The organism is Inconstantimicrobium porci (genome assembly GCF_009696465.1).
GTDB classification, from domain to species: domain Bacteria; phylum Bacillota; class Clostridia; order Clostridiales; family Clostridiaceae; genus Inconstantimicrobium; species Inconstantimicrobium porci.
The window spans coordinates 313,090-331,660 of the sequence record NZ_VULX01000001.1; the positions used below are offsets into that span (position 1 = coordinate 313,090).

Consider the following 18,571-nt stretch of genomic DNA (forward strand, 5'->3'; position numbering starts at 1 on the left):
ATAATCCTATTAGGAGGTGTTATAATGTCAACTGTTATAATGAGTTCAACTCTTAGAGGCTGTGAGGGTGTGAAAATAAATGTTGAAGTTAATATAAGTACAGGATTGCCTAACTTCACAATTGTAGGTCTGGCAAGTACTACAGTTAAAGAATCTAAAGAAAGAGTAAGAGCTGCTATAATTAATTCTGGATTTATATTCCCTTTAGGGAGAATTGTTGTTAATCTAGCTCCTGCAGATATTAAGAAAGTCGGTTCACTTATAGATTTGCCAATAGCAATTGGAATACTTTTAGAGAGTGGCCAGATAAAATCAGATAATATTGAAAAATATATTTTTCTCGGTGAACTGTCTCTAGATGGGACATTGAGAAAAGTTAAGGGTGTTCTTCCTGTAGTAATCAACGGTGTAAATAATGATATAAATTCATTTATTATACCACAGCAAAATTGTAAAGAAGGTACTCTTGTTGATAATGCAGATATATATCCATTTTATACATTAAAACAAGTATGTGAATTCTTAATTAATCAGGATATGAAGCCAGCAGAAACCTTCGGAAAAGTTATAAATATCAGAAAGAATGAAGTTGTCGATTATGGTGATGTATTCGGTCAGGAACAGGCAAAACGTGCTTTAGAAATATGTGCTGCTGGAAATCATAATCTGATATTATATGGTCCTCCTGGATGTGGTAAAAGCATGCTTGCTAAGAGAATCCCCACAATACTATCTGATCTCAGTGAGAAAGAATATATAGACGTAACAAGAATATATAGTTCTTCTGGACTGCTTAATTCTGATAATCCAGTTATATACAGTAGACCATTTAGGAGCCCTCATCATACAACTACGCTGAGTAGACTAATTGGAGGAGGAAGTGAGCTTATACCAGGAGAAGTTACACTAGCACATGATGGTGTGCTTTTTCTAGATGAACTTCCTGAGTTTGGAAGGGAACGTCTTGATGCATTAAGAGAACCATTAGAGAATAAGAACATCACTATATCAAGAGTTAAAGGGAGCATAACGTATCCAGCTGATTTTATTCTACTTGCAGCTATGAATTTGTGTCCATGTGGTAAATATATGAATGGTAGTGAATCTGATATGTGTACATGTACAGAAAGACAGCGTCATAATTATATAAACAGGATTTCAAAAGCTGTACTTGATAGAATAGATATGTTTATATTTGTTCCTAATATAAAATTTGATGAGCTTAAGAAAGATAACAATATAACTTCTGCACAAATGAAAAAGAAAGTTGAAGGGGCATTATATATGCAGAAGTCACGATATAAAAATAATAATATTAATAGCAATTCGGAGATGACCCATAAACAAATTATAAATGATATATTAAAAGATAGTTCGCTTGCAGATTTTACGGATACAATCTATTCAAAATATAATCTTAGTACAAGAGGTATAGATAAAATACTTCGTGTAGCAAGAACTATAGCAGATCTTGATCAATGTGAAAACGTTGAAAAAAAGCATGTGATTGAAGCTGTAAACTATAGAAGATTTATCGATGGAGAGGTAATATAAGTGAATATAGAATTATATAAAAAATTACAGGTAGCAATCTGTGCAGTGAACAATAGAACAAGGATAAGTATGTATAGAAATATAGCAGTAGATAAAAACTTAACTGATAATATATATGATTTGAAAATAATAAATAAGATTAGAAAAATTAAAGATGATGAAGTAGCTAAACTATACGATATTATGCAGAATGAAAACATTAAATTTACAAGTATATATGACGATGATTATCCAAAGGTTTTAAGGTATATTGATGATCCTCCAGCTTTTTTATTTTATAAAGGAAATATTAATGTTCTTACTAATGGCAATGATAATATATCAATAATAGGTTCAAGAGATTGCACAGATTATGGTAGAAGAATAACAGAAGTTCTATGTCAGAAGCTTAGCAATGGGTATGTTAATACAATAAGTGGTGGTGCAAGAGGTATTGACTCACTTGTACATAAAAATACTCTAAAGTATGATGGCATTACAATAAGTGTTCTGGGGAATGGTTTATCTGTATGCTATCCCCCAAATAATAAAGAAGTGTTTAAAGAAATTGAGAAAAAAGGGTGTATTATCAGCGAATTTCTTCCTAATCAACAACCTAAACCTTATAATTTTCCAAGAAGAAACAGGATTATATCTGGTTTATGCGATAAATTAATTGTAGTTGAAGGCGGTGAAAAAAGTGGCACATCTATTACTGTAGATTACGCACTTAATCAGGGAAAAGATATATATGCTTTCCCTGGATCTATATTTTCTCCAAAGAGTACAGGAACTAATCGATTGATTTATGATGGAGCAGTTCCTATATGCAATTTTAATGACATAATAGAAAAATTAAAAATCAAACGTAAAAAAGTAAAAAATGAATATACTAGTAGTGTAAAAAAAAGAATTTTGCAACTCCTTGATAGAGGACCTCTTAGCATAAACCAAATAATAAGAAATAGCGATATTGACATATCAATAATTTATGAGTTATTATTTGAATTGCAAATTGAAAATGAAATAGTTTTATTAAGTGGTAATTATTACGCTAAAATAGATTAATAATATTAGGGGGTGAAAGCTTCGAAATATTTTAATATTTTGAGGGAATAATATGGAAGCAAAAACAGCAAAGAAAACAGGCAAAAAATTAGTTATAGTAGAATCTCCTGCAAAAGCTAAAACAATAGGAAAGTACCTAGGCAAGAATTATATTGTAGAAGCTTCAATGGGACATGTAAGAGACCTTCCAAAAAGTCAGCTTGGTGTTGATGTTGAAGATAATTTTAATCCTAAGTATATAACAATTAGAGGTAAGGGAGATCTACTTGATAAGTTGAAGAAATTAGCCAAAAAAAGCGATAAAGTTTATCTGGCTACCGACCCCGATCGTGAAGGAGAAGCAATTTCATGGCATTTAGCAAATATTCTTAAAATTGATGAAGATGATAAATGCAGAATTGAATTTAATGAAGTAACTAAAAATGCAGTAAAGAATTCCATTAAAAATCCACGTACAGTGAACAAAAATTTAGTGAATGCTCAACAGGCAAGAAGAATTCTTGATAGATTAGTTGGATATGAAATTAGTCCATTATTATGGAGAAACATAAAATGGGGACTTAGTGCTGGTAGAGTACAATCTGCTGCATTGAAGCTTATATGCGATAGGGAAGAGGAAATAAAAAAGTTTGTTCCAGAGGAATATTGGACAATTGATTGTATATTAAGTAAAAGCAATAAAAAAATCACAACAAAACTTACTGCTTACAAAGGTAAAAAAGTAGTGATAAACGATGAAAAAACTACTAATGAAATTGTAGAAGCACTAAGAAACAACGATTTTATAGTAACTAAGACTAAGACAGCTGAAAAATCTAAGAGCCCATTGCCACCTTTTACAACTTCTACATTGCAACAGGAAGCCAGCAAAAAGTTAAATTTCACAACTAAAAAGACAATGTCACTGGCACAACAGTTATATGAAGGTATTGATATTAAAGGACATGGTATAGTAGGTCTTATAACATATATGAGAACTGATTCTGTCAGAATTTCTGATGAAGCTTCTTCAAGTGTTTTAGAATTCATTAGGGGTAAATATGGTGATGATTATGCTGTTCAGAATGCTAGAGTATTCAAAGGAAAGAAAAATATTCAGGATGCTCATGAAGCAATTAGACCAACTTATATCGACATTACACCAGAAGTAGCAAAGGAAACATTAAGCAGAGACCAACTTAAATTATATACTCTTATCTGGAATAGATTTGTAGCATGCCAGATGAGCAATTGTATTTTAAATACAAATTCAATTGAGATTACAAATGGTGATTACAAATTAAAAGCTAGTGGATCTACTATAAAATTTGAAGGTTTCATGAAGGTGTATGAATATGTAGCAGATGGAGAAGAACAGCATGGATTACTTCCAGTTATAAATGAAAATGAAGTATTAAAATGCATTGATATTGAACCAAAACAGCATTTTACACAGCCACCTGCAAGATACACTGAAGCATCTTTTGTAAAACTTCTAGAAGAAAAGGGCATAGGAAGACCAAGCACTTATGTTCCTACAATATCTACACTGCTAGATAGAAGATATATTGAAAGAGATAGAAAGAATCTTCTTGTTACTGAACTTGGAAACATAGTAAATGATATAGTCAGCAAATTCTTCAAACAGATTGTTGATATAGATTTTACAGCATCAATGGAAGGAAAACTTGATTCTATCGAAGAAGAAGGAAAAGAAGAATGGACTAAAATAGTTCATGATTTCTTCACCCCATTAAAGAAAGACATCGATATAGCTGAAAAAGAGATGAGCAAGATAATTATAGAAGATAAAGTATCCGATGTACCTTGTGATAAATGCGGCAGAATGATGGTAATTAAACATGGAAGATTTGGTGATTTCCTTGCATGTCCAGGATACCCAGACTGTCAGAATACAAAGGCAATAGTAATTGAAGCTGAAGCCCCATGTCCAAAATGTGGTGGAAAGGTTGTTGTGAAAAGAAGTAAGAGGGGTAAAAAGTTCTTTGGCTGTTCAAACTATCCTAAGTGTGATTTTGTAAGCTGGAATGAACCTGTTAAAGATAAATGTCCAGAATGTGGTTCTTATATGGTGAAGAAATATTCAAAATCTTTAGGAAATTATGTTGAATGCACTAACAGCGAATGTAAACATAGGGAAGTAAAAGAGCAGAAAGATGTTCAAGAGTAAATGTCGAACGATATACTATTTAATTGAAAAAGCTCATTTTATATGATAGTATTGTTTTAAGAATATTTTAAAAATTCAGTAAATAATACTATCACATTAAATGTGTCGGGAGGAAAAGCATGTCAACTTTATTAGATAAGACTCGAAGACTAAATAAGATATTACAGAAAACAGGAAGTGAAAAACTTGCGTTTGATGATATATGTAAACTTTTAAGTGATATTCTTGTTTGTAATGTATATATAGCCAGCAGAAAAGGGAAAGTAATCGGGTTTAACTTTTCACAAGGTTTTGAGTGTAAAATTATGAAAAAACAGGTTACTCAGGATAAATATTTTCCCACAAGCTATAATAATCAATTATTAGATATTTCAGAAACAAAAGCTAACATTAAGAGCGAAGGTGATTGTGTTTTTGAAAACATGGGCATATGCGATAGAAACGGAAAGGTTTCTACAATAGTACCTATATTGGGTAATGGGGAAAGATTAGGAACATTGATTCTTGCAAGGTTCGGCACATTATTTGATGATGACGATTTAGTTCTTTCAGAATATTCAGCTACAATTGTAGGGATGGAAATATTAAGAGCAAAAAAAGATGAACTAGAAGAAGATATCAGAAAGAAAGAAGTTGTTCAGCTAGCAATAGGCACTTTATCTTATTCAGAACTTGAAGCAATTGAGCATGTTTTTGAGGAACTAGATGGTAAGAATGAAGGACTTCTTGTTGCCTCAAAGGTTGCTGATAAAGTTGGAATAACACGTTCAGTTATTGTTAATGCTTTAAGAAAGTTTGAAAGTGCGGGAGTTATTGAATCCAGAAGTCTTGGAATGAAGGGAACTCACATCAAAATACTAAATGAAAAACTTATAGATGAATTAAAAAAAATAAAATAAAATATGTTGATTACTTATAAATATTGTGATATGCTTTTTAAGGTAATAAAATACACACATTATCTTGCTTATTGATAGGTGCCATAGCAAGTACAACGGCTTGGTATTCAATAAGATTTATGGATAGTGGAGGACTAACCAAAATTAGGAGGGTACAAAATGTCAGTAATTTCAATGAAACAATTATTAGAAGCAGGTGTTCATTTTGGACATCAAACAAGAAGATGGAACCCTAAGATGGCTCCATATATATTCACAGAAAGAAACGGAATATATATAATAGATCTTCAAAAAACAGTAAAAAAAGTTGAAGAAGCATATGACTTCATCAAAGAAGTATCAGCAGAAGGTAAGGATATACTTTTTGTAGGAACTAAGAAACAAGCTCAAGAAGCTATCCAAGAAGAAGCTGTAAGATCAAACATGCACTTCGTTAACAACAGATGGTTAGGTGGTATGCTTACAAACTTCAAGACTATCAAAGGTAGAATAAAGAAGCTTGCTGAATTACACAAGATGGAAGAAGATGGAACTTTCGAAGTTCTTCCAAAGAAAGAAGTAATAAAGCTTAAGAATGATATGGAAAAGCTTGAAAAGAACCTTGGCGGTATTAAGAATCTTGATGCTAATAACATAGGAGCTATATTCATTGTTGATCCAAGAAAAGAAAGAAATACTATTCTTGAAGCTAAGATTTTAGGAATACCAGTAGTAGCTATCGTAGATACTAACTGTGATCCAGATGACGTTGATTATGTTATTCCAGGAAATGATGATGCTATTAGAGCTGTAAAATTAATAACTGCTAAAATGGCTGATGCTATTATTGAAGGAAGACAAGGCGAACAATTAGCTGAATAGTTTTCATTTAAGGTAAATGAAGTAATTTTCATTTACCTTTTATAAAACAATTTAAGGAGGAATTATCAATGGTAACTGCACAATTAGTTAAAGAATTAAGAGAAAGAACTGGAGCCGGAATGATGGCTTGTAAAAAGGCTTTAACAGAATCAAATGGTGATATGGAAAAAGCCATAGAGATATTAAGAGAAAAGGGATTAGCTGCAGCTGCTAAAAAAGCTGGCAGAGTTGCTGCTGAAGGTATTGTTAAGACTTATGTATCTGAAGATAAGAAGACAGGTGCAATCTTAGAATTAAACTGTGAGACTGATTTCGTTGCTGCTAACGAAGATTTCATGAATTTTGCTGATAAGATAGCTGAAATGGTTGCTAAGACAAGTGCTACTACAGTTGAAGAATTCGAAGGAGAAATGTTCAATGAAACTCAAACAGTTAAAGAAGCTTTAACTGCTTTAATCGCTAAGCTTGGAGAAAACATGAACATTAGAAGATTCAAGAAATTCTCAGTAGAAAATGGAATGGTTCACAGCTACATCCATGGTGGTGGAAGAATTGGTGTTCTTGTAGAAGTTTCTTCTGACAAAGTAAACGAAATAGTGGAAGAAGTTGCTAAGGACCTTGCAATGCAGGTTGCTGCTGCAAACCCATTATTCCTAAATGAAAATGAAGTTGATGCAACATCATTAGAAAAAGAAAAAGAAATATTCAGAGTTCAAGCTCTAAATGAAGGAAAACCTGAAAATATAGTTGAAAAAATGGTTGCAGGAAGAATTAAGAAATACTATAAAGAAGTATGCTTAATGGATCAGCCATGGGTTAAAGATAGCGACAAGAACATTGCTAAATTCGTAGATGAAAAGTCAAAAGAACTTGGTTCTCCAATTGTTGTTAATAGATTCGTAAGATTCGAAAGAGGCGAAGGAATAGAAAAAGAAGAAGTTGACTTTGCTACTGAAGTTGCAAATCAGGTTAAAGGAAAGTAATATATTAAGAGGACACTACGTGTTCTCTTTTTTTAGAGTATAGGACGGTGCTCTAAATAAAATAATACATAAAATGTAGGGAGGAAATTAAAAATGGAATCTTGTAAATATAATAGAGTTATACTAAAATTATCTGGAGAAGCATTAGCAGGTGAAAATGGATTTGGTATAGATTTTAACGTAGCTAAGAGAATTGCTCAAGAAGTAAAACAGCTTGTTGATCTTGGAGTTGAAGTAGGAGCTGTTGTTGGTGGCGGTAACATATGGAGAGGCAGAAGTGGTGAAGGTATGGATAGAACTACTGCTGATTATATGGGTATGCTTGCTACATGTATTAATGCATTAGCATTACAGGATTCGCTTGAATCTTTAGGTGTTAAGACTAGAGTACAAACAGCTATAGAAATGAAGGAAATAGCAGAACCATTCATTAGAAGAAGAGCAATGAGACACCTGGAAAAAGGCAGAGTAGTAATTTTTGCTGCTGGAACTGGTAACCCATATTTCTCAACTGATACAACTGCAGCATTAAGAGCAGCTGAAATCGAAGCAGATGTAATCTTATTAGCTAAAAAAGTTGATGGTGTATATGATAAGGATCCACATAAGTTTGACGATGCTAAGAAGTTTGACACTTTAACTCATTTAGAAGTATTAGAAAAAGGGTTACAGGTAATGGATTCTACTGCTACATCTTTATGTATGGATAATAATATTCCAATATTAGTTTTTGGTTTAGATGAACCAGGAAACATATTAAGAGCCATTAAAGGAGAAAAAATTGGAACATTAGTTTCAAGCAAATAAAAGGAGGATTTTTATGATTAAAGACATTATTAAAACAGCAGAAGAAAAGATGACAAAAACACTTAAAGTTTTACATTCAGATCTTTCTACTATGAAGGCTGGAAGAGCTAACCCAAGTATGCTTGATAGAATTCAGGTTGATTATTACGGAAGTCCTTGTCCTATAAGCCAGGTTGCAAATGTATCTGCACCAGAACCAAGAATGATCGTTATATCACCTTGGGAAAAACCAATGTTACAGGAAATCGAAAGAGCTATATTAAAATCAGATTTGGGAATAAATCCTTCTAATGATGGTACTATTATAAGACTTGTAGTTCCTGAATTAACTGAAGAAACTAGAAAGAAATTAGTTAAAACTGTAAAGAAAACAGGTGAAGATGCTAAAATAGCTATAAGATCAATCAGAAGAGATGCTAATGATAAAATTAAAGCTCTAAAGAAAGAATCAGATTTATCAGAAGATGAAATTAAAAAAGGTGAAGATAACATGCAGAAGATAACTGATAATTATATCAAGCAGATTGACACTGCATTAGCTGATAAAGAAAAGGAAATAATGACTATTTAGTTATATCATTTTTTTATTATTAGGGAGGTTTTGTATATGCTAAATTTATTTTCTTCCAATAAAACAGAAAATGAGGATATAACATTAGATTTTGAAAAAATTCCAAAGCACATTGCTATAATAATGGACGGTAATGGAAGATGGGCACAGGCAAGAAAACTTCCTAGAGTAATGGGACATAAAGCAGGTGTAGAAACTGTAAGAACTGTTGTTAAGAAGTGTAACTCGCTTGGAGTTAAATACTTAACACTTTATATGTTCTCGACAGAAAATTGGAAAAGACCTAAAGATGAAATTAATTCACTAATGAAGTTGTTAGCACAATATTTAAAAAGTGAATTTGATGAACTAAATAGTAATAATGTTGTTATTAATCATATTGGTGATATAAGCAAACTGCCTGAAATATGTCAGAAGGAATTAATAGATGCATATGAAAAGACTAAAAATAATACTGGTCTTGTTTTAACTCTAGCTATCAACTATGGTGGTAGAGATGAAATTATTTATGCAGTTAAGAGACTATATAAAGATATATCAGAAAAAGGTATGAACATAGATGATATAGATAAAGATTTGTTTAATAACTATTTGTATACTGCAGAAATGCCCGATCCTGATATTATAATAAGACCAAGCGGAGAACAGAGATTAAGTAATTTTCTGTTATGGCAATGCGCCTATTCTGAATTCTGGTATTCTGATATTAATTGGCCTGATTTTACAGAAAAAGATTTAGAGATGGCAATTTATGATTATCAGCATCGTGATAGAAGATTTGGCGGAATAAAAAAGTAGAAAATCGAGGAATATAGGATGAAAATTAATAAACGATATATAGGAGCTGCAATGCTTGCACCTTTCATTATCTTTGTTTTTTTAGGAGGACTATATCTTAAAGGTTTTACAATAGTTCTTTCAGTTGCAGGTTTATATGAATTTTATAAAGTTGCAAAAATTTCAAAGGTAAAAACACTCGATATATTTGGTTATGCATTATTGTTATTATTTTATTTAAGCAATAATAATTTTGAAATATTAGCTTATATACTGATTTTGGCTACATTCTTTATGATGTGCATTCCAGTTTTAAAGCACGACATAACATATATTGATGTTTCAGTTACTATTTTAGGTTTTATATATGTTGGAGTGTTCTTCAGTTTTATATACTTAGTTAATAATATGAAAGATGGTAATTTTCTCGTATGGTTAATATTTATATCATCATGGTTATGTGATACTACGGCATATTATACAGGAAGATTATTCGGAAAACATAAACTAAATCCTGAAGTAAGTGCAAAGAAGACTATAGAAGGTTCTGTCGGAGGACTTATTGGAGCAAGTATTGCTTGTGGTATTTACGGTCTTGTACTGATAAATAAGTTTAATGTAACTGATGTTGCATTGATACATTACTTTATAATTGGTGCTGTATGTGGAGTCTTCTCTCAATTTGGTGATTTAGTGGCATCATCGATTAAGAGACATTCTGATGTAAAAGACTATAGCAATTTAATTCCAGGTCATGGCGGAATACTAGATAGATTTGATAGTATACTATATTCAGCTGTAGTAATATTTATTTATTTAAAATTTATTGTTATGCTTTAATATTAAGTCTCGCTTATTTTAAGCGAGATTTTTTGTATATTTTTATGTTAAGTAAATATACATAATAGTGATTGTTTGTATGGTTGCAAATAAATTCTCAATATTATACAATAGAATAATTAAACAACATAATGAAATTCTTATTAAAGGAGGCATTCAGTTGAATGTAGTAAATATTTTATTGATAATACTTATGTTTAGTTTGTTGATTTTTGTACATGAATTAGGCCATTTTGTTTTGGCTAAGATAAACAAAGTAGATGTTGAACAATTTTCCTTTGGATTTGGTTCAAGATTATGTGGCATTAAGCACAATGGCACAGATTATAACATAAAGATACTACCTTTTGGTGGTAGCGTACAAATGAGTGAAGATATTAATAATGAAAATTCACTCCCAAGAAAAAAACCGATTCAGAGATTATTAATTGTAGCTGCAGGTCCACTAATGAGTTATTTGTTTGGTATATTTTTATTTTCTATTATTTCATTTAATTTTGGATTCAGCAAAACTAGTATTAATAGTGTTCAGGAGAATATGCCTGCATATAGTGCAGGTTTAAAGAGTGGAGATAAAATCGTATCAGTAAACAATAAGAAGGTGTTTACTACTGATGATATAATAATGAATATTTCAGCAAATAAATCCTCTCAAATAAATATTGGTTATGTAAGAAATGATAAAAAATATAGTACTATAGTAACTCCTGTTCTTAAAGATAAACAATATCTTATAGGAATAGCTTTTAACACAAATAGAAATCCTTCAGTGCTTACAAGTATAAAGCATAGTTTTAATAAGAGTATTTCTTCAATAGTGGAGACATATCATACTCTTGGAAGGCTGCTTACAGGCAAAGGTAATGTTAAAACAGATATTGGTGGTCCTGTTACAATTGTCAGAGTATCAAATGAAGTTGTAAAATCAGGTATATGGAATCTTATATACTTTACTGGATTTATAACAATTCAGCTTGCAATAATGAATTTACTTCCATTTCCTGCATTAGACGGAGGATGGATATTAATGATTTTATTTGAACTTATTTCACGTAAGAAACTTCCTGAAAAAGCTGTTGAACTTATTAATACTATAGGTTTCATGATATTAATGGCCTTTATGGTGTTTGTTATGATTAAAGATATTTTATTTCCAATTAAGTTATAGTAGGTGATTAGATGAATAGAAAACATACGAGAAAAGTAATGGTAGGTAATGTTGCAGTTGGCGGAGGTTCAAAAGTTACATTACAATCTATGACAAATACAGATACAAGAGATGTGGAAAAAACATTAAACCAGATTAAGCAGCTTGCTGATGCTGGCTGTGATATTATAAGGTGTGCTGTTCCTGATATGGAAGCAGCTAAAGCAATAAAGGAAATTGTGAAAGGTTCACCTATTCCAGTAGTTGCTGATATTCATTTTGACTATAAATTAGCACTTGAATGTATTAAAAACGGAATTTCAGCTGTAAGAATAAATCCTGGCAATATTGGTTCAGAAGAAAGAATAAAATGTGTTGTTGATGCAGCTAAAGCAAAAAATATTCCTATAAGAATTGGTGTTAATTCAGGTTCATTAGAAAAAGATATTCTTGAAAAATTTGGTTCTCCAACACCTGAAGCATTAGTTGAAAGTGCGTTAAGACACGTTCGTATATTAGAAAAATTTGATTTTCATGATATAGTTGTTTCAATTAAATCAGCCAATGTAGTAAGAATGATTGAAGCTTACAGATTGGCTTCTGAAACAATAAAGTATCCTCTTCATTTAGGAGTTACTGAAGCAGGAACTGCATTTAGAGGAACAATCAAATCAAGTATTGGTATTGGAACTTTATTAGCAGAGGGTATAGGCGATACAATAAGAGTTTCACTTACAGATGATCCTATAGAAGAGATAAAGGTAGGAAAAGAACTTCTTAAGTCTTTTGGTTATAAAGAAGATAGTATACAATTTATTTCATGCCCTACATGCGGCAGAACACAGATTAATTTAATTAATATTGCAAAAGAAGTTGAAAAGAGACTTGCAGACTGCAAAAAAAATATTACAATTGCAGTTATGGGATGCGTTGTAAATGGACCAGGAGAAGCTAAAGAGGCAGATATAGGTATAGCCGGCGGAAATGGCGTAGGATTAATATTTAAAAAAGGCGAAATAATAAAAAAGGTCAAAGAAAGTGAATTAGTTGACGAATTAATTAAAGAAGTAGAAAACATGTAAAAGTTGACTAATATGATGCTATTAGACAAATTCTTCTTGTATTAATAATATTACTATGTTAATATAAGATTATAAAGTGTTACTAATAGTTAAGGTGAGGAGTGGGAATATAAGCCCGCTCTTTCTATTTGTTTGAGTAATTTTTAATATGTTAAAATTATTACTCATTAAATTGTTTGGTTATACTAATAATATAAATAAATGAGGAGGTAGATTCTGAATATGTTAAAAGACAACTTAGTTTCTGATATAACAAAAATGGTTGAACCTATAGTTATACAGTTAGGATATGAATTATATTACATTGAATACGTTAAAGACCACAATGATTACTATCTTAGAATATATATAGATAAACCAGAAGGTATCACATTAACTGATTGTGAGAAAGTAAGTAGATTAGTTAGTGATTTACTTGATGAAAAAGATCCTATAAAAGATTCATATCATCTTGAAGTATCATCTCCAGGAATATTCAGACAGCTGTTTACTGATGAACATATGAAAAAATATACTGGAAGCGATGTAAAAGTAAAATTATCTAAAGCTATAGATAACAAAAAGCATCTTAAAGGAATATTAAAAGATTTTTCTGATGATGCTGTTACATTAAATGTTGATGGTGAAGATATTGAACTATCAAGAGAAAAAATAAAGTCTATTAACTTAGAAGGGGATTTATAGACATAAGGAGGGGTATCATAATGAATGAGGAATTTATAAGTGCATTAAAAGAAATAGTAAAAGAAAAAGGTATTAGTGAAGATCTGATATTTAACACTATCGATGACGCACTAGTTGCAGCTTATAAAAAGAATTATTCAAATACAGGAAACCAGGCTCAGAATGTAAAAGTCTATATGAATAGAGAAACTGGTGAATTTCATGTGTTTGCACAGAAAGAAGTTGTAGAAACTGTATTTGATGATGTTGTAGAAATTAGCATCGAAGAAGCAAAAGAATTAAATTCTAAATACCAGATAGGCGATATAGCTGATATTGAAGTAACACCAAAGAATTTTGGAAGAGTTGCTGCACAGCTTGCCAAACAGGTAGTTGTTCAAAGAATTAAAGAAGCTGAAAGAAATATCGTATACAATGAATACGTCGAAAAAGAATATGATATAATCACAGGAACTGTTACTAGAAAAGAAAAAGGTAACGTTTATGTTGATTTGGGAAAGCTTGAAGGTATTATCACTCCATCTGAACAGATGTGCACTGATGAATATAACTTTAATGAAAAGTATAAGTTATATATAGTTGAAGTTAAAAACGGAAACAAGGGCGCTCAGGTTGTAGTATCAAGAACACACCCTGGTCTTGTTAAAAGATTATTTGAATTAGAAGTTCCAGAAATATTTGACGGTATAGTTGAAATAAAGAACATAGCTAGAGAAGCAGGTTCAAGAACAAAGATAGCTGTATACTCAAATGATGAAAATGTTGATGCTATGGGTGCATGTGTAGGTGCAAAAGGCAGTAGAGTTCAAAACATAGTAAATGAACTTAAAAATGAAAAGATAGACATTATTAAATGGAGTAAGGTTTCAGAAGAGTTCATAGCTAATTCTTTAAGCCCTGCTAAAGTTCTTGATGTTGAAGTAAATGAAGAAAATAAATCTGCAAAAGTAGTAGTTGATGATAATCAATTATCACTTGCTATAGGTAAGGAAGGTCAGAATGTTAGACTTGCAGCAAAGCTAACAGGCTGGAAAATTGATATCAAAAGCAAATCTCAAGTAAGTGAAGAACCATCAACTGAAGAAACTTTAAGTGAATAAATTTTTAAAGCAGAGGTGTGATGATTTTGAAAAAAAAGAAGATACCTATGAGAATGTGCACTGGCTGTTTGGAAATGAAACCAAAAAAGGAGCTTATCAGAATAGTTAAAACTCCTGATGGTAATGTAGTAGTTGATACTACTGGTAAGCAGTCTGGTAGAGGTGCATATATATGCAGAAACAAAGAATGCTTGGAAAAGTCATTCAAAACAAAAAAACTTAATAAAAGTTTAAATACAGCTATTAGTGATGAAATATATAATAAGCTGAGAGATGAGGTACTGGATGCAGAATAAGTTTTTAGCTTTTTTAGGTCTGGTTAAAAAGACAGGTAATGTCGTGGAAGGGTATAACAAATGTGAAGAAGCTTTTAAGTATAAGAAAAGAATCTATTTGGTGATTTTCTCTAATGATATATCTATAAAAAGCAAAAAAAATTTCATGTTTTTATGTGATAAAAACAATATACCTTATATTCAGTATTATTCGAAAGAAGAACTTGGTACAGCACTTGGAAGAGCTGAAATAAACGTTATGGCGATAACAGATAACAATATGGCAAAGAAGCTACAGGAAAATTTCAATTCTGTTATGTCGCAAAAAACAATCGGGGGTGAATAGATTGTCTAAAATTAGAGTATATGAGTTAGCAAAGGAATTAGGCATATCAAGCAAAAAGTTAATAGCACTATTAAAGGATGAATTTGATGTTGTAGTTAAAAATCATATGAGTGTTATTGAAGATGAGGATGCCGAACTTATAAAGGAATTACTACAGGATTCATCAAAAGATGATAATGAAAAAGAATGTGAAAACATTGTTGATGAATATGAAAAGATTGCTGAAGAAGAAGTTGTAAACTTAGCTAAAAAGAATAAGAAGAAGAAAAATACAGACAACAAATCAAATAAAGCTAATAAAGATAATATTTCATTAAATAGTGATGAAGTTAGTGATATTATAGAAGTTGATGAAACTATAACTGTAAGTGATTTGGCGTCTAAATTGCATCAGCCAATAGCTGACGTAATTAAGAACTTAATGTTAAGTGGTGTTATGGCTGCTATCAATCAAGAAATCAATTTTGAAATTGCTGAAAAGGTAGCACAAAAATACAATGTTGAACTAGTTAAAAAAGAAGAAGACTTAGATGATAGGTTAGCAGAAGAAGCTCAGGAACATGAAGAGGATGATGATGCTAACAAGGTTAAGAGACCTCCTATTATAACAGTAATGGGGCACGTTGACCATGGTAAGACATCTTTACTTGATGCTATAAGAAAATCAAGAGTAACAAGCTCAGAAGCCGGTGGTATAACACAGCATATCGGTGCTTACACTGTAAGATTAAACGATGAAAAGATTACATTCCTTGATACACCAGGACATGAAGCTTTTACAGCAATGAGAGCTCGTGGAGCACAGATAACAGATATAGTTATACTTGTTGTTGCTGCTGATGATGGTATAATGCCACAGACAGTAGAAGCTATCAACCACTGTAAGGCTGCTAATGTTCCTGTAATAGTTGCTATCAACAAAATTGATAGACCAGGTGCTAACATAGACAGAGTTAAGCAGGAATTAACTGAATATGGCCTTGTTGCTGAAGACTGGGGTGGAGATACTATATGTGTTCCTGTTTCAGCAAAAACACATGAAGGTATAGATAACTTACTAGAAATGGTTTTACTTACTGCTGAAATGCTAGAATTAAAAGCTAATCCTAGCAGAAAAGCTAATGGTACAGTTGTAGAAGCTCAACTTGATAAAGGCAGAGGAGCAGTTGCAACATTATTAGTGCAGAATGGTACTCTTCATTCTGGAGATTCTATAATTGTTGGAAGTACTTATGGAAGAATAAGAGCTATGTTTAGCGATTCTCATAAAAAAATCAAAAATGCTGGTCCATCTATACCAGTAGAAATTTTGGGATTATCAGAAGTTCCTGAAGCTGGAGATAGATTCCATGTTGTTAAGGATGAAAAGACAGCTAGGCAAATGGCTGAAGCTAGAAAACAAAAGGTTAGAGAAGATAACTTAAATTCTTCACATAGAGTTTCACTTGAAGACTTCTATAATCAGATAAGAGAAGGTACTGTAAAAGAATTAACTATTATAGTTAAAGCTGATGTTCAAGGTTCAGTTGAAGCTATAAAATCTTCATTAGAAAAGCTTTCTACAGATGATGTAAAGGTAAGAGTAATCCATGGAGCTGTTGGAGCTATTACAGAAACTGATGTTACTTTAGCTACAGCATCTAATGCAGTTATCATAGGATTTAATGTTAGACCTGACAGTAAAGCAGTATCTGCAGCTGATAAAGAAGGCGTAGACATTAAGACTTACAGAGTAATCTACGAAGCTATAGAAGATATAAAATCTGCTATGATTGGTATGCTTGAACCAGAATATAAAGAAGTTATAGTTGGTAAAGCAGAAGTTAGAGAAACTTATAAGATATCAAGCGTTGGTACAATTGCTGGTTGTTATGTACTAGACGGTAAGATAAACAGAAATAATGATATCCGTGTAATAAGAGATGGTATTGTTATTCTTGAAGGTAAGTTATCATCATTAAAGAGATTTAAAGATGATGTTAAAGAAGTAAATGCAGGATATGAATGCGGACTTACTATTGAGAAATTTAATGATATAAAAATTGGTGATGTGATTGAATCATACACTATGCAGGAAATAGTAAGAAAAGAACTTTAGACAAAGAAGGTGATAGTCTATGGCAAAATATAGAGCTGGTAGAATTAATGAAGAAGTCAAGAAGGAAATAAGCGATATAATTAGAACTGAAATTAAAGATCCACGTTTAACAGCAATGATTAGTGTTGTTGATGTAAATGTAACTAAAGATTTAAGATATGCAAAGGTATATATAAGTATTTTTGCTAATAGTGATGAAGAAAAAAATGCATCATTTGAAGCATTAAAGAATGCTTGTGGATTTATTAGAAGAGAAGTTGGTCATAGAGTTAATCTTAGGTATGCTCCAGAAATAATTTTTGAACTTGATAATTCCATAGAACATGGAATGCACATTGATTCTTTATTGGAGAAAATAAATAAATAATATGAATTCTTTATCCGAAATTGCAGACATTATAAAAGCTAATCATTCATTTGGTGTAACTTATCACGTTTCACCAGATGGTGATGCTTGTGGTAGTGTTATGGCTCTTGTTCAAGGATTAAGAAAATTAGGTAAGGAAGCTTATATTATTAGCAGGGATTTAACTCCTGATAATTTAGGTTTCCTTCCTTTATCTATGGAGATAGCTGGACACAATACAAAACCTAAGAATAATTCTGATATATTAATTGCACTTGACTGTGGAAATGAAGAAAGATTATCATGCGATATATCTGACTTTACAGGTATGATAATAAACGTTGATCATCATATAACAAATGATATGTATGGTCGTTTTAATTATGTTGATTCTTCATCATCTGCAACATCCGAAATCATTTATTCTCTTCTAAATGAACTTGATATTGAACTTGATACATCAATAGCTAAATGTTTATATACTGGTATTTTAACTGATACAGGTTCTTTCAGACATTCAAATACAACAAGCAGCACACATAGGGTTGTATCTAATCTGCTAAATTATAATATAAATCATACAAAAATTCATAGTGCTTTATTTGATAATAAACCATTTTCAAAACTGAAACTAATTGGTAGAGTACTTGATGATTGCAAACTTCTTTTTAATGGTAAATTAATTCTTTTATATGTAACAAAACAAATGCTTAATGAATTAAATATAGACAATATGGATACAGGCGATTTAGTATCTTATGGCTTACAGGTTGAAAATACAGAAGTTTCTGTTCTTCTAAAAGAAACAGATTGCGGAGTAAAGGTAAGTCTTAGATCTAAAAATGAATTTGATGTCAGAAATATTGCTGAAAAGTTTGGCGGTGGCGGCCATATCAAAGCCTCAGGAATTACATTTAATGATTGTACTCTCTCTGAGGTAAAAGATAAAATATTAAATGAATTTGCGAAAGAGTTGGATTAATA

Annotated in this window: 19 protein-coding genes; all 19 read left to right on the forward strand. The window is 31.3% G+C overall.

What is annotated here, in order from left to right; translation table 11 throughout:
- Nucleotides 1–24 precede the first annotated feature (24 nt).
- On the forward strand, nt 25–1,554 hold the full coding sequence (locus tag FYJ33_RS01620; RefSeq protein WP_154530017.1) for a YifB family Mg chelatase-like AAA ATPase: 1,530 nt from the start codon (nt 25–27) through the stop codon (nt 1,552–1,554).
- Nucleotides 1,555–2,601, forward strand: coding sequence for a DNA-processing protein DprA (gene dprA, locus FYJ33_RS01625; RefSeq protein ID WP_154530018.1), 1,047 nt, complete (start codon nt 1,555–1,557; stop codon nt 2,599–2,601). It begins immediately after the preceding gene.
- Between the two features lie 52 nt (nt 2,602–2,653).
- Nucleotides 2,654–4,771 (forward strand): type I DNA topoisomerase, encoded by a 2,118-nt coding sequence (gene topA, locus FYJ33_RS01630; protein WP_154530019.1) that lies wholly within the window; start codon nt 2,654–2,656, stop codon nt 4,769–4,771.
- Between the two features lie 119 nt (nt 4,772–4,890).
- Nucleotides 4,891–5,670 carry a GTP-sensing pleiotropic transcriptional regulator CodY gene (gene codY, locus FYJ33_RS01635; protein WP_154530020.1) on the forward strand — a complete coding sequence of 260 codons (780 nt, stop codon included), beginning with the start codon at nt 4,891–4,893 and terminating at the stop codon, nt 5,668–5,670.
- 159 nt (nt 5,671–5,829) lie between these two features.
- Entirely contained in the window at nt 5,830–6,531 is a 702-nt protein-coding gene (rpsB, locus tag FYJ33_RS01640; RefSeq protein WP_154530021.1) for a 30S ribosomal protein S2, read from the forward strand.
- A 68-nt stretch (nt 6,532–6,599) separates the two neighbouring features.
- Entirely contained in the window at nt 6,600–7,514 is a 915-nt protein-coding gene (gene tsf / locus FYJ33_RS01645) for a translation elongation factor Ts (protein ID WP_154530022.1), read from the forward strand.
- 93 nt (nt 7,515–7,607) lie between these two features.
- Complete coding sequence (gene pyrH, locus FYJ33_RS01650) at nt 7,608–8,321, forward strand: UMP kinase (protein ID WP_154530023.1); 714 nt, start codon at nt 7,608–7,610, stop codon at nt 8,319–8,321.
- Between the two features lie 13 nt (nt 8,322–8,334).
- Nucleotides 8,335–8,892: a ribosome recycling factor gene (frr, locus tag FYJ33_RS01655; protein ID WP_154530024.1), complete on the forward strand. Its 558-nt coding sequence runs from the start codon at nt 8,335–8,337 to the stop codon at nt 8,890–8,892.
- Nucleotides 8,893–8,928: 36 nt separating this feature from the next.
- Nucleotides 8,929–9,690 carry an isoprenyl transferase gene (locus FYJ33_RS01660; RefSeq protein ID WP_154530025.1) on the forward strand — a complete coding sequence of 254 codons (762 nt, stop codon included), beginning with the start codon at nt 8,929–8,931 and terminating at the stop codon, nt 9,688–9,690.
- An 18-nt stretch (nt 9,691–9,708) separates the two neighbouring features.
- A complete protein-coding gene (locus tag FYJ33_RS01665; protein WP_154530026.1) occupies nt 9,709–10,509 on the forward strand; it encodes a phosphatidate cytidylyltransferase in 801 nt (266 codons plus the stop codon).
- A 160-nt stretch (nt 10,510–10,669) separates the two neighbouring features.
- Complete coding sequence (gene rseP, locus FYJ33_RS01670; RefSeq protein WP_206046586.1) at nt 10,670–11,677, forward strand: RIP metalloprotease RseP; 1,008 nt, start codon at nt 10,670–10,672, stop codon at nt 11,675–11,677.
- A gap of 11 nt (nt 11,678–11,688) precedes the next feature.
- Nucleotides 11,689–12,738 (forward strand): flavodoxin-dependent (E)-4-hydroxy-3-methylbut-2-enyl-diphosphate synthase, encoded by a 1,050-nt coding sequence (gene ispG, locus FYJ33_RS01675; protein WP_154530028.1) that lies wholly within the window; start codon nt 11,689–11,691, stop codon nt 12,736–12,738.
- 222 nt (nt 12,739–12,960) lie between these two features.
- Nucleotides 12,961–13,422, forward strand: coding sequence for a ribosome maturation factor RimP (gene rimP, locus FYJ33_RS01680; protein WP_154530029.1), 462 nt, complete (start codon nt 12,961–12,963; stop codon nt 13,420–13,422).
- 20 nt (nt 13,423–13,442) lie between these two features.
- Entirely contained in the window at nt 13,443–14,522 is a 1,080-nt protein-coding gene (gene nusA, locus FYJ33_RS01685) for a transcription termination factor NusA (RefSeq protein ID WP_154530030.1), read from the forward strand.
- A gap of 26 nt (nt 14,523–14,548) precedes the next feature.
- A complete protein-coding gene (rnpM, locus tag FYJ33_RS01690) occupies nt 14,549–14,818 on the forward strand; it encodes an RNase P modulator RnpM (RefSeq protein ID WP_154530031.1) in 270 nt (89 codons plus the stop codon).
- A complete protein-coding gene (locus FYJ33_RS01695; protein WP_154530032.1) occupies nt 14,808–15,143 on the forward strand; it encodes a ribosomal L7Ae/L30e/S12e/Gadd45 family protein in 336 nt (111 codons plus the stop codon). Before rnpM ends, FYJ33_RS01695 begins: the two co-directional genes overlap by 11 nt.
- 1 nt (nt 15,144) lies before the next feature.
- A complete protein-coding gene (gene infB / locus FYJ33_RS01700) occupies nt 15,145–17,241 on the forward strand; it encodes a translation initiation factor IF-2 (RefSeq protein WP_154530033.1) in 2,097 nt (698 codons plus the stop codon).
- A 19-nt stretch (nt 17,242–17,260) separates the two neighbouring features.
- Nucleotides 17,261–17,608, forward strand: coding sequence for a 30S ribosome-binding factor RbfA (rbfA, locus tag FYJ33_RS01705; RefSeq protein ID WP_154530034.1), 348 nt, complete (start codon nt 17,261–17,263; stop codon nt 17,606–17,608).
- 1 nt (nt 17,609) lies between these two features.
- The gene (locus FYJ33_RS01710) at nt 17,610–18,569 is read left to right on the forward strand and encodes a DHH family phosphoesterase (protein ID WP_154530035.1); all 960 of its coding nucleotides are present in this window, start codon (nt 17,610–17,612) and stop codon (nt 18,567–18,569) included.
- Nucleotides 18,570–18,571 lie beyond the last annotated feature (2 nt).

What these genes read in the sequence shown, in the direction of transcription:
- FYJ33_RS01620 (WP_154530017.1), top strand. Translation starts at nt 25, where the DNA reads ATGTCAACTGTTATAATGAGTTCAACTCTTAGAGGCTGTGAGGGTGTG.
- topA (WP_154530019.1), top strand. Translation starts at nt 2,654, where the DNA reads ATGGAAGCAAAAACAGCAAAGAAAACAGGCAAAAAATTAGTTATAGTA.
- codY (WP_154530020.1), top strand. Translation starts at nt 4,891, where the DNA reads ATGTCAACTTTATTAGATAAGACTCGAAGACTAAATAAGATATTACAG.
- rpsB (WP_154530021.1), top strand. Translation starts at nt 5,830, where the DNA reads ATGTCAGTAATTTCAATGAAACAATTATTAGAAGCAGGTGTTCATTTT.
- tsf (WP_154530022.1), top strand. Translation starts at nt 6,600, where the DNA reads ATGGTAACTGCACAATTAGTTAAAGAATTAAGAGAAAGAACTGGAGCC.
- pyrH (WP_154530023.1), top strand. Translation starts at nt 7,608, where the DNA reads ATGGAATCTTGTAAATATAATAGAGTTATACTAAAATTATCTGGAGAA.
- frr (WP_154530024.1), top strand. Translation starts at nt 8,335, where the DNA reads ATGATTAAAGACATTATTAAAACAGCAGAAGAAAAGATGACAAAAACA.
- FYJ33_RS01660 (WP_154530025.1), top strand. Translation starts at nt 8,929, where the DNA reads ATGCTAAATTTATTTTCTTCCAATAAAACAGAAAATGAGGATATAACA.
- FYJ33_RS01665 (WP_154530026.1), top strand. Translation starts at nt 9,709, where the DNA reads ATGAAAATTAATAAACGATATATAGGAGCTGCAATGCTTGCACCTTTC.
- ispG (WP_154530028.1), top strand. Translation starts at nt 11,689, where the DNA reads ATGAATAGAAAACATACGAGAAAAGTAATGGTAGGTAATGTTGCAGTT.
- rimP (WP_154530029.1), top strand. Translation starts at nt 12,961, where the DNA reads ATGTTAAAAGACAACTTAGTTTCTGATATAACAAAAATGGTTGAACCT.
- nusA (WP_154530030.1), top strand. Translation starts at nt 13,443, where the DNA reads ATGAATGAGGAATTTATAAGTGCATTAAAAGAAATAGTAAAAGAAAAA.
- FYJ33_RS01695 (WP_154530032.1), top strand. Translation starts at nt 14,808, where the DNA reads ATGCAGAATAAGTTTTTAGCTTTTTTAGGTCTGGTTAAAAAGACAGGT.
- rbfA (WP_154530034.1), top strand. Translation starts at nt 17,261, where the DNA reads ATGGCAAAATATAGAGCTGGTAGAATTAATGAAGAAGTCAAGAAGGAA.
- FYJ33_RS01710 (WP_154530035.1), top strand. Translation starts at nt 17,610, where the DNA reads ATGAATTCTTTATCCGAAATTGCAGACATTATAAAAGCTAATCATTCA.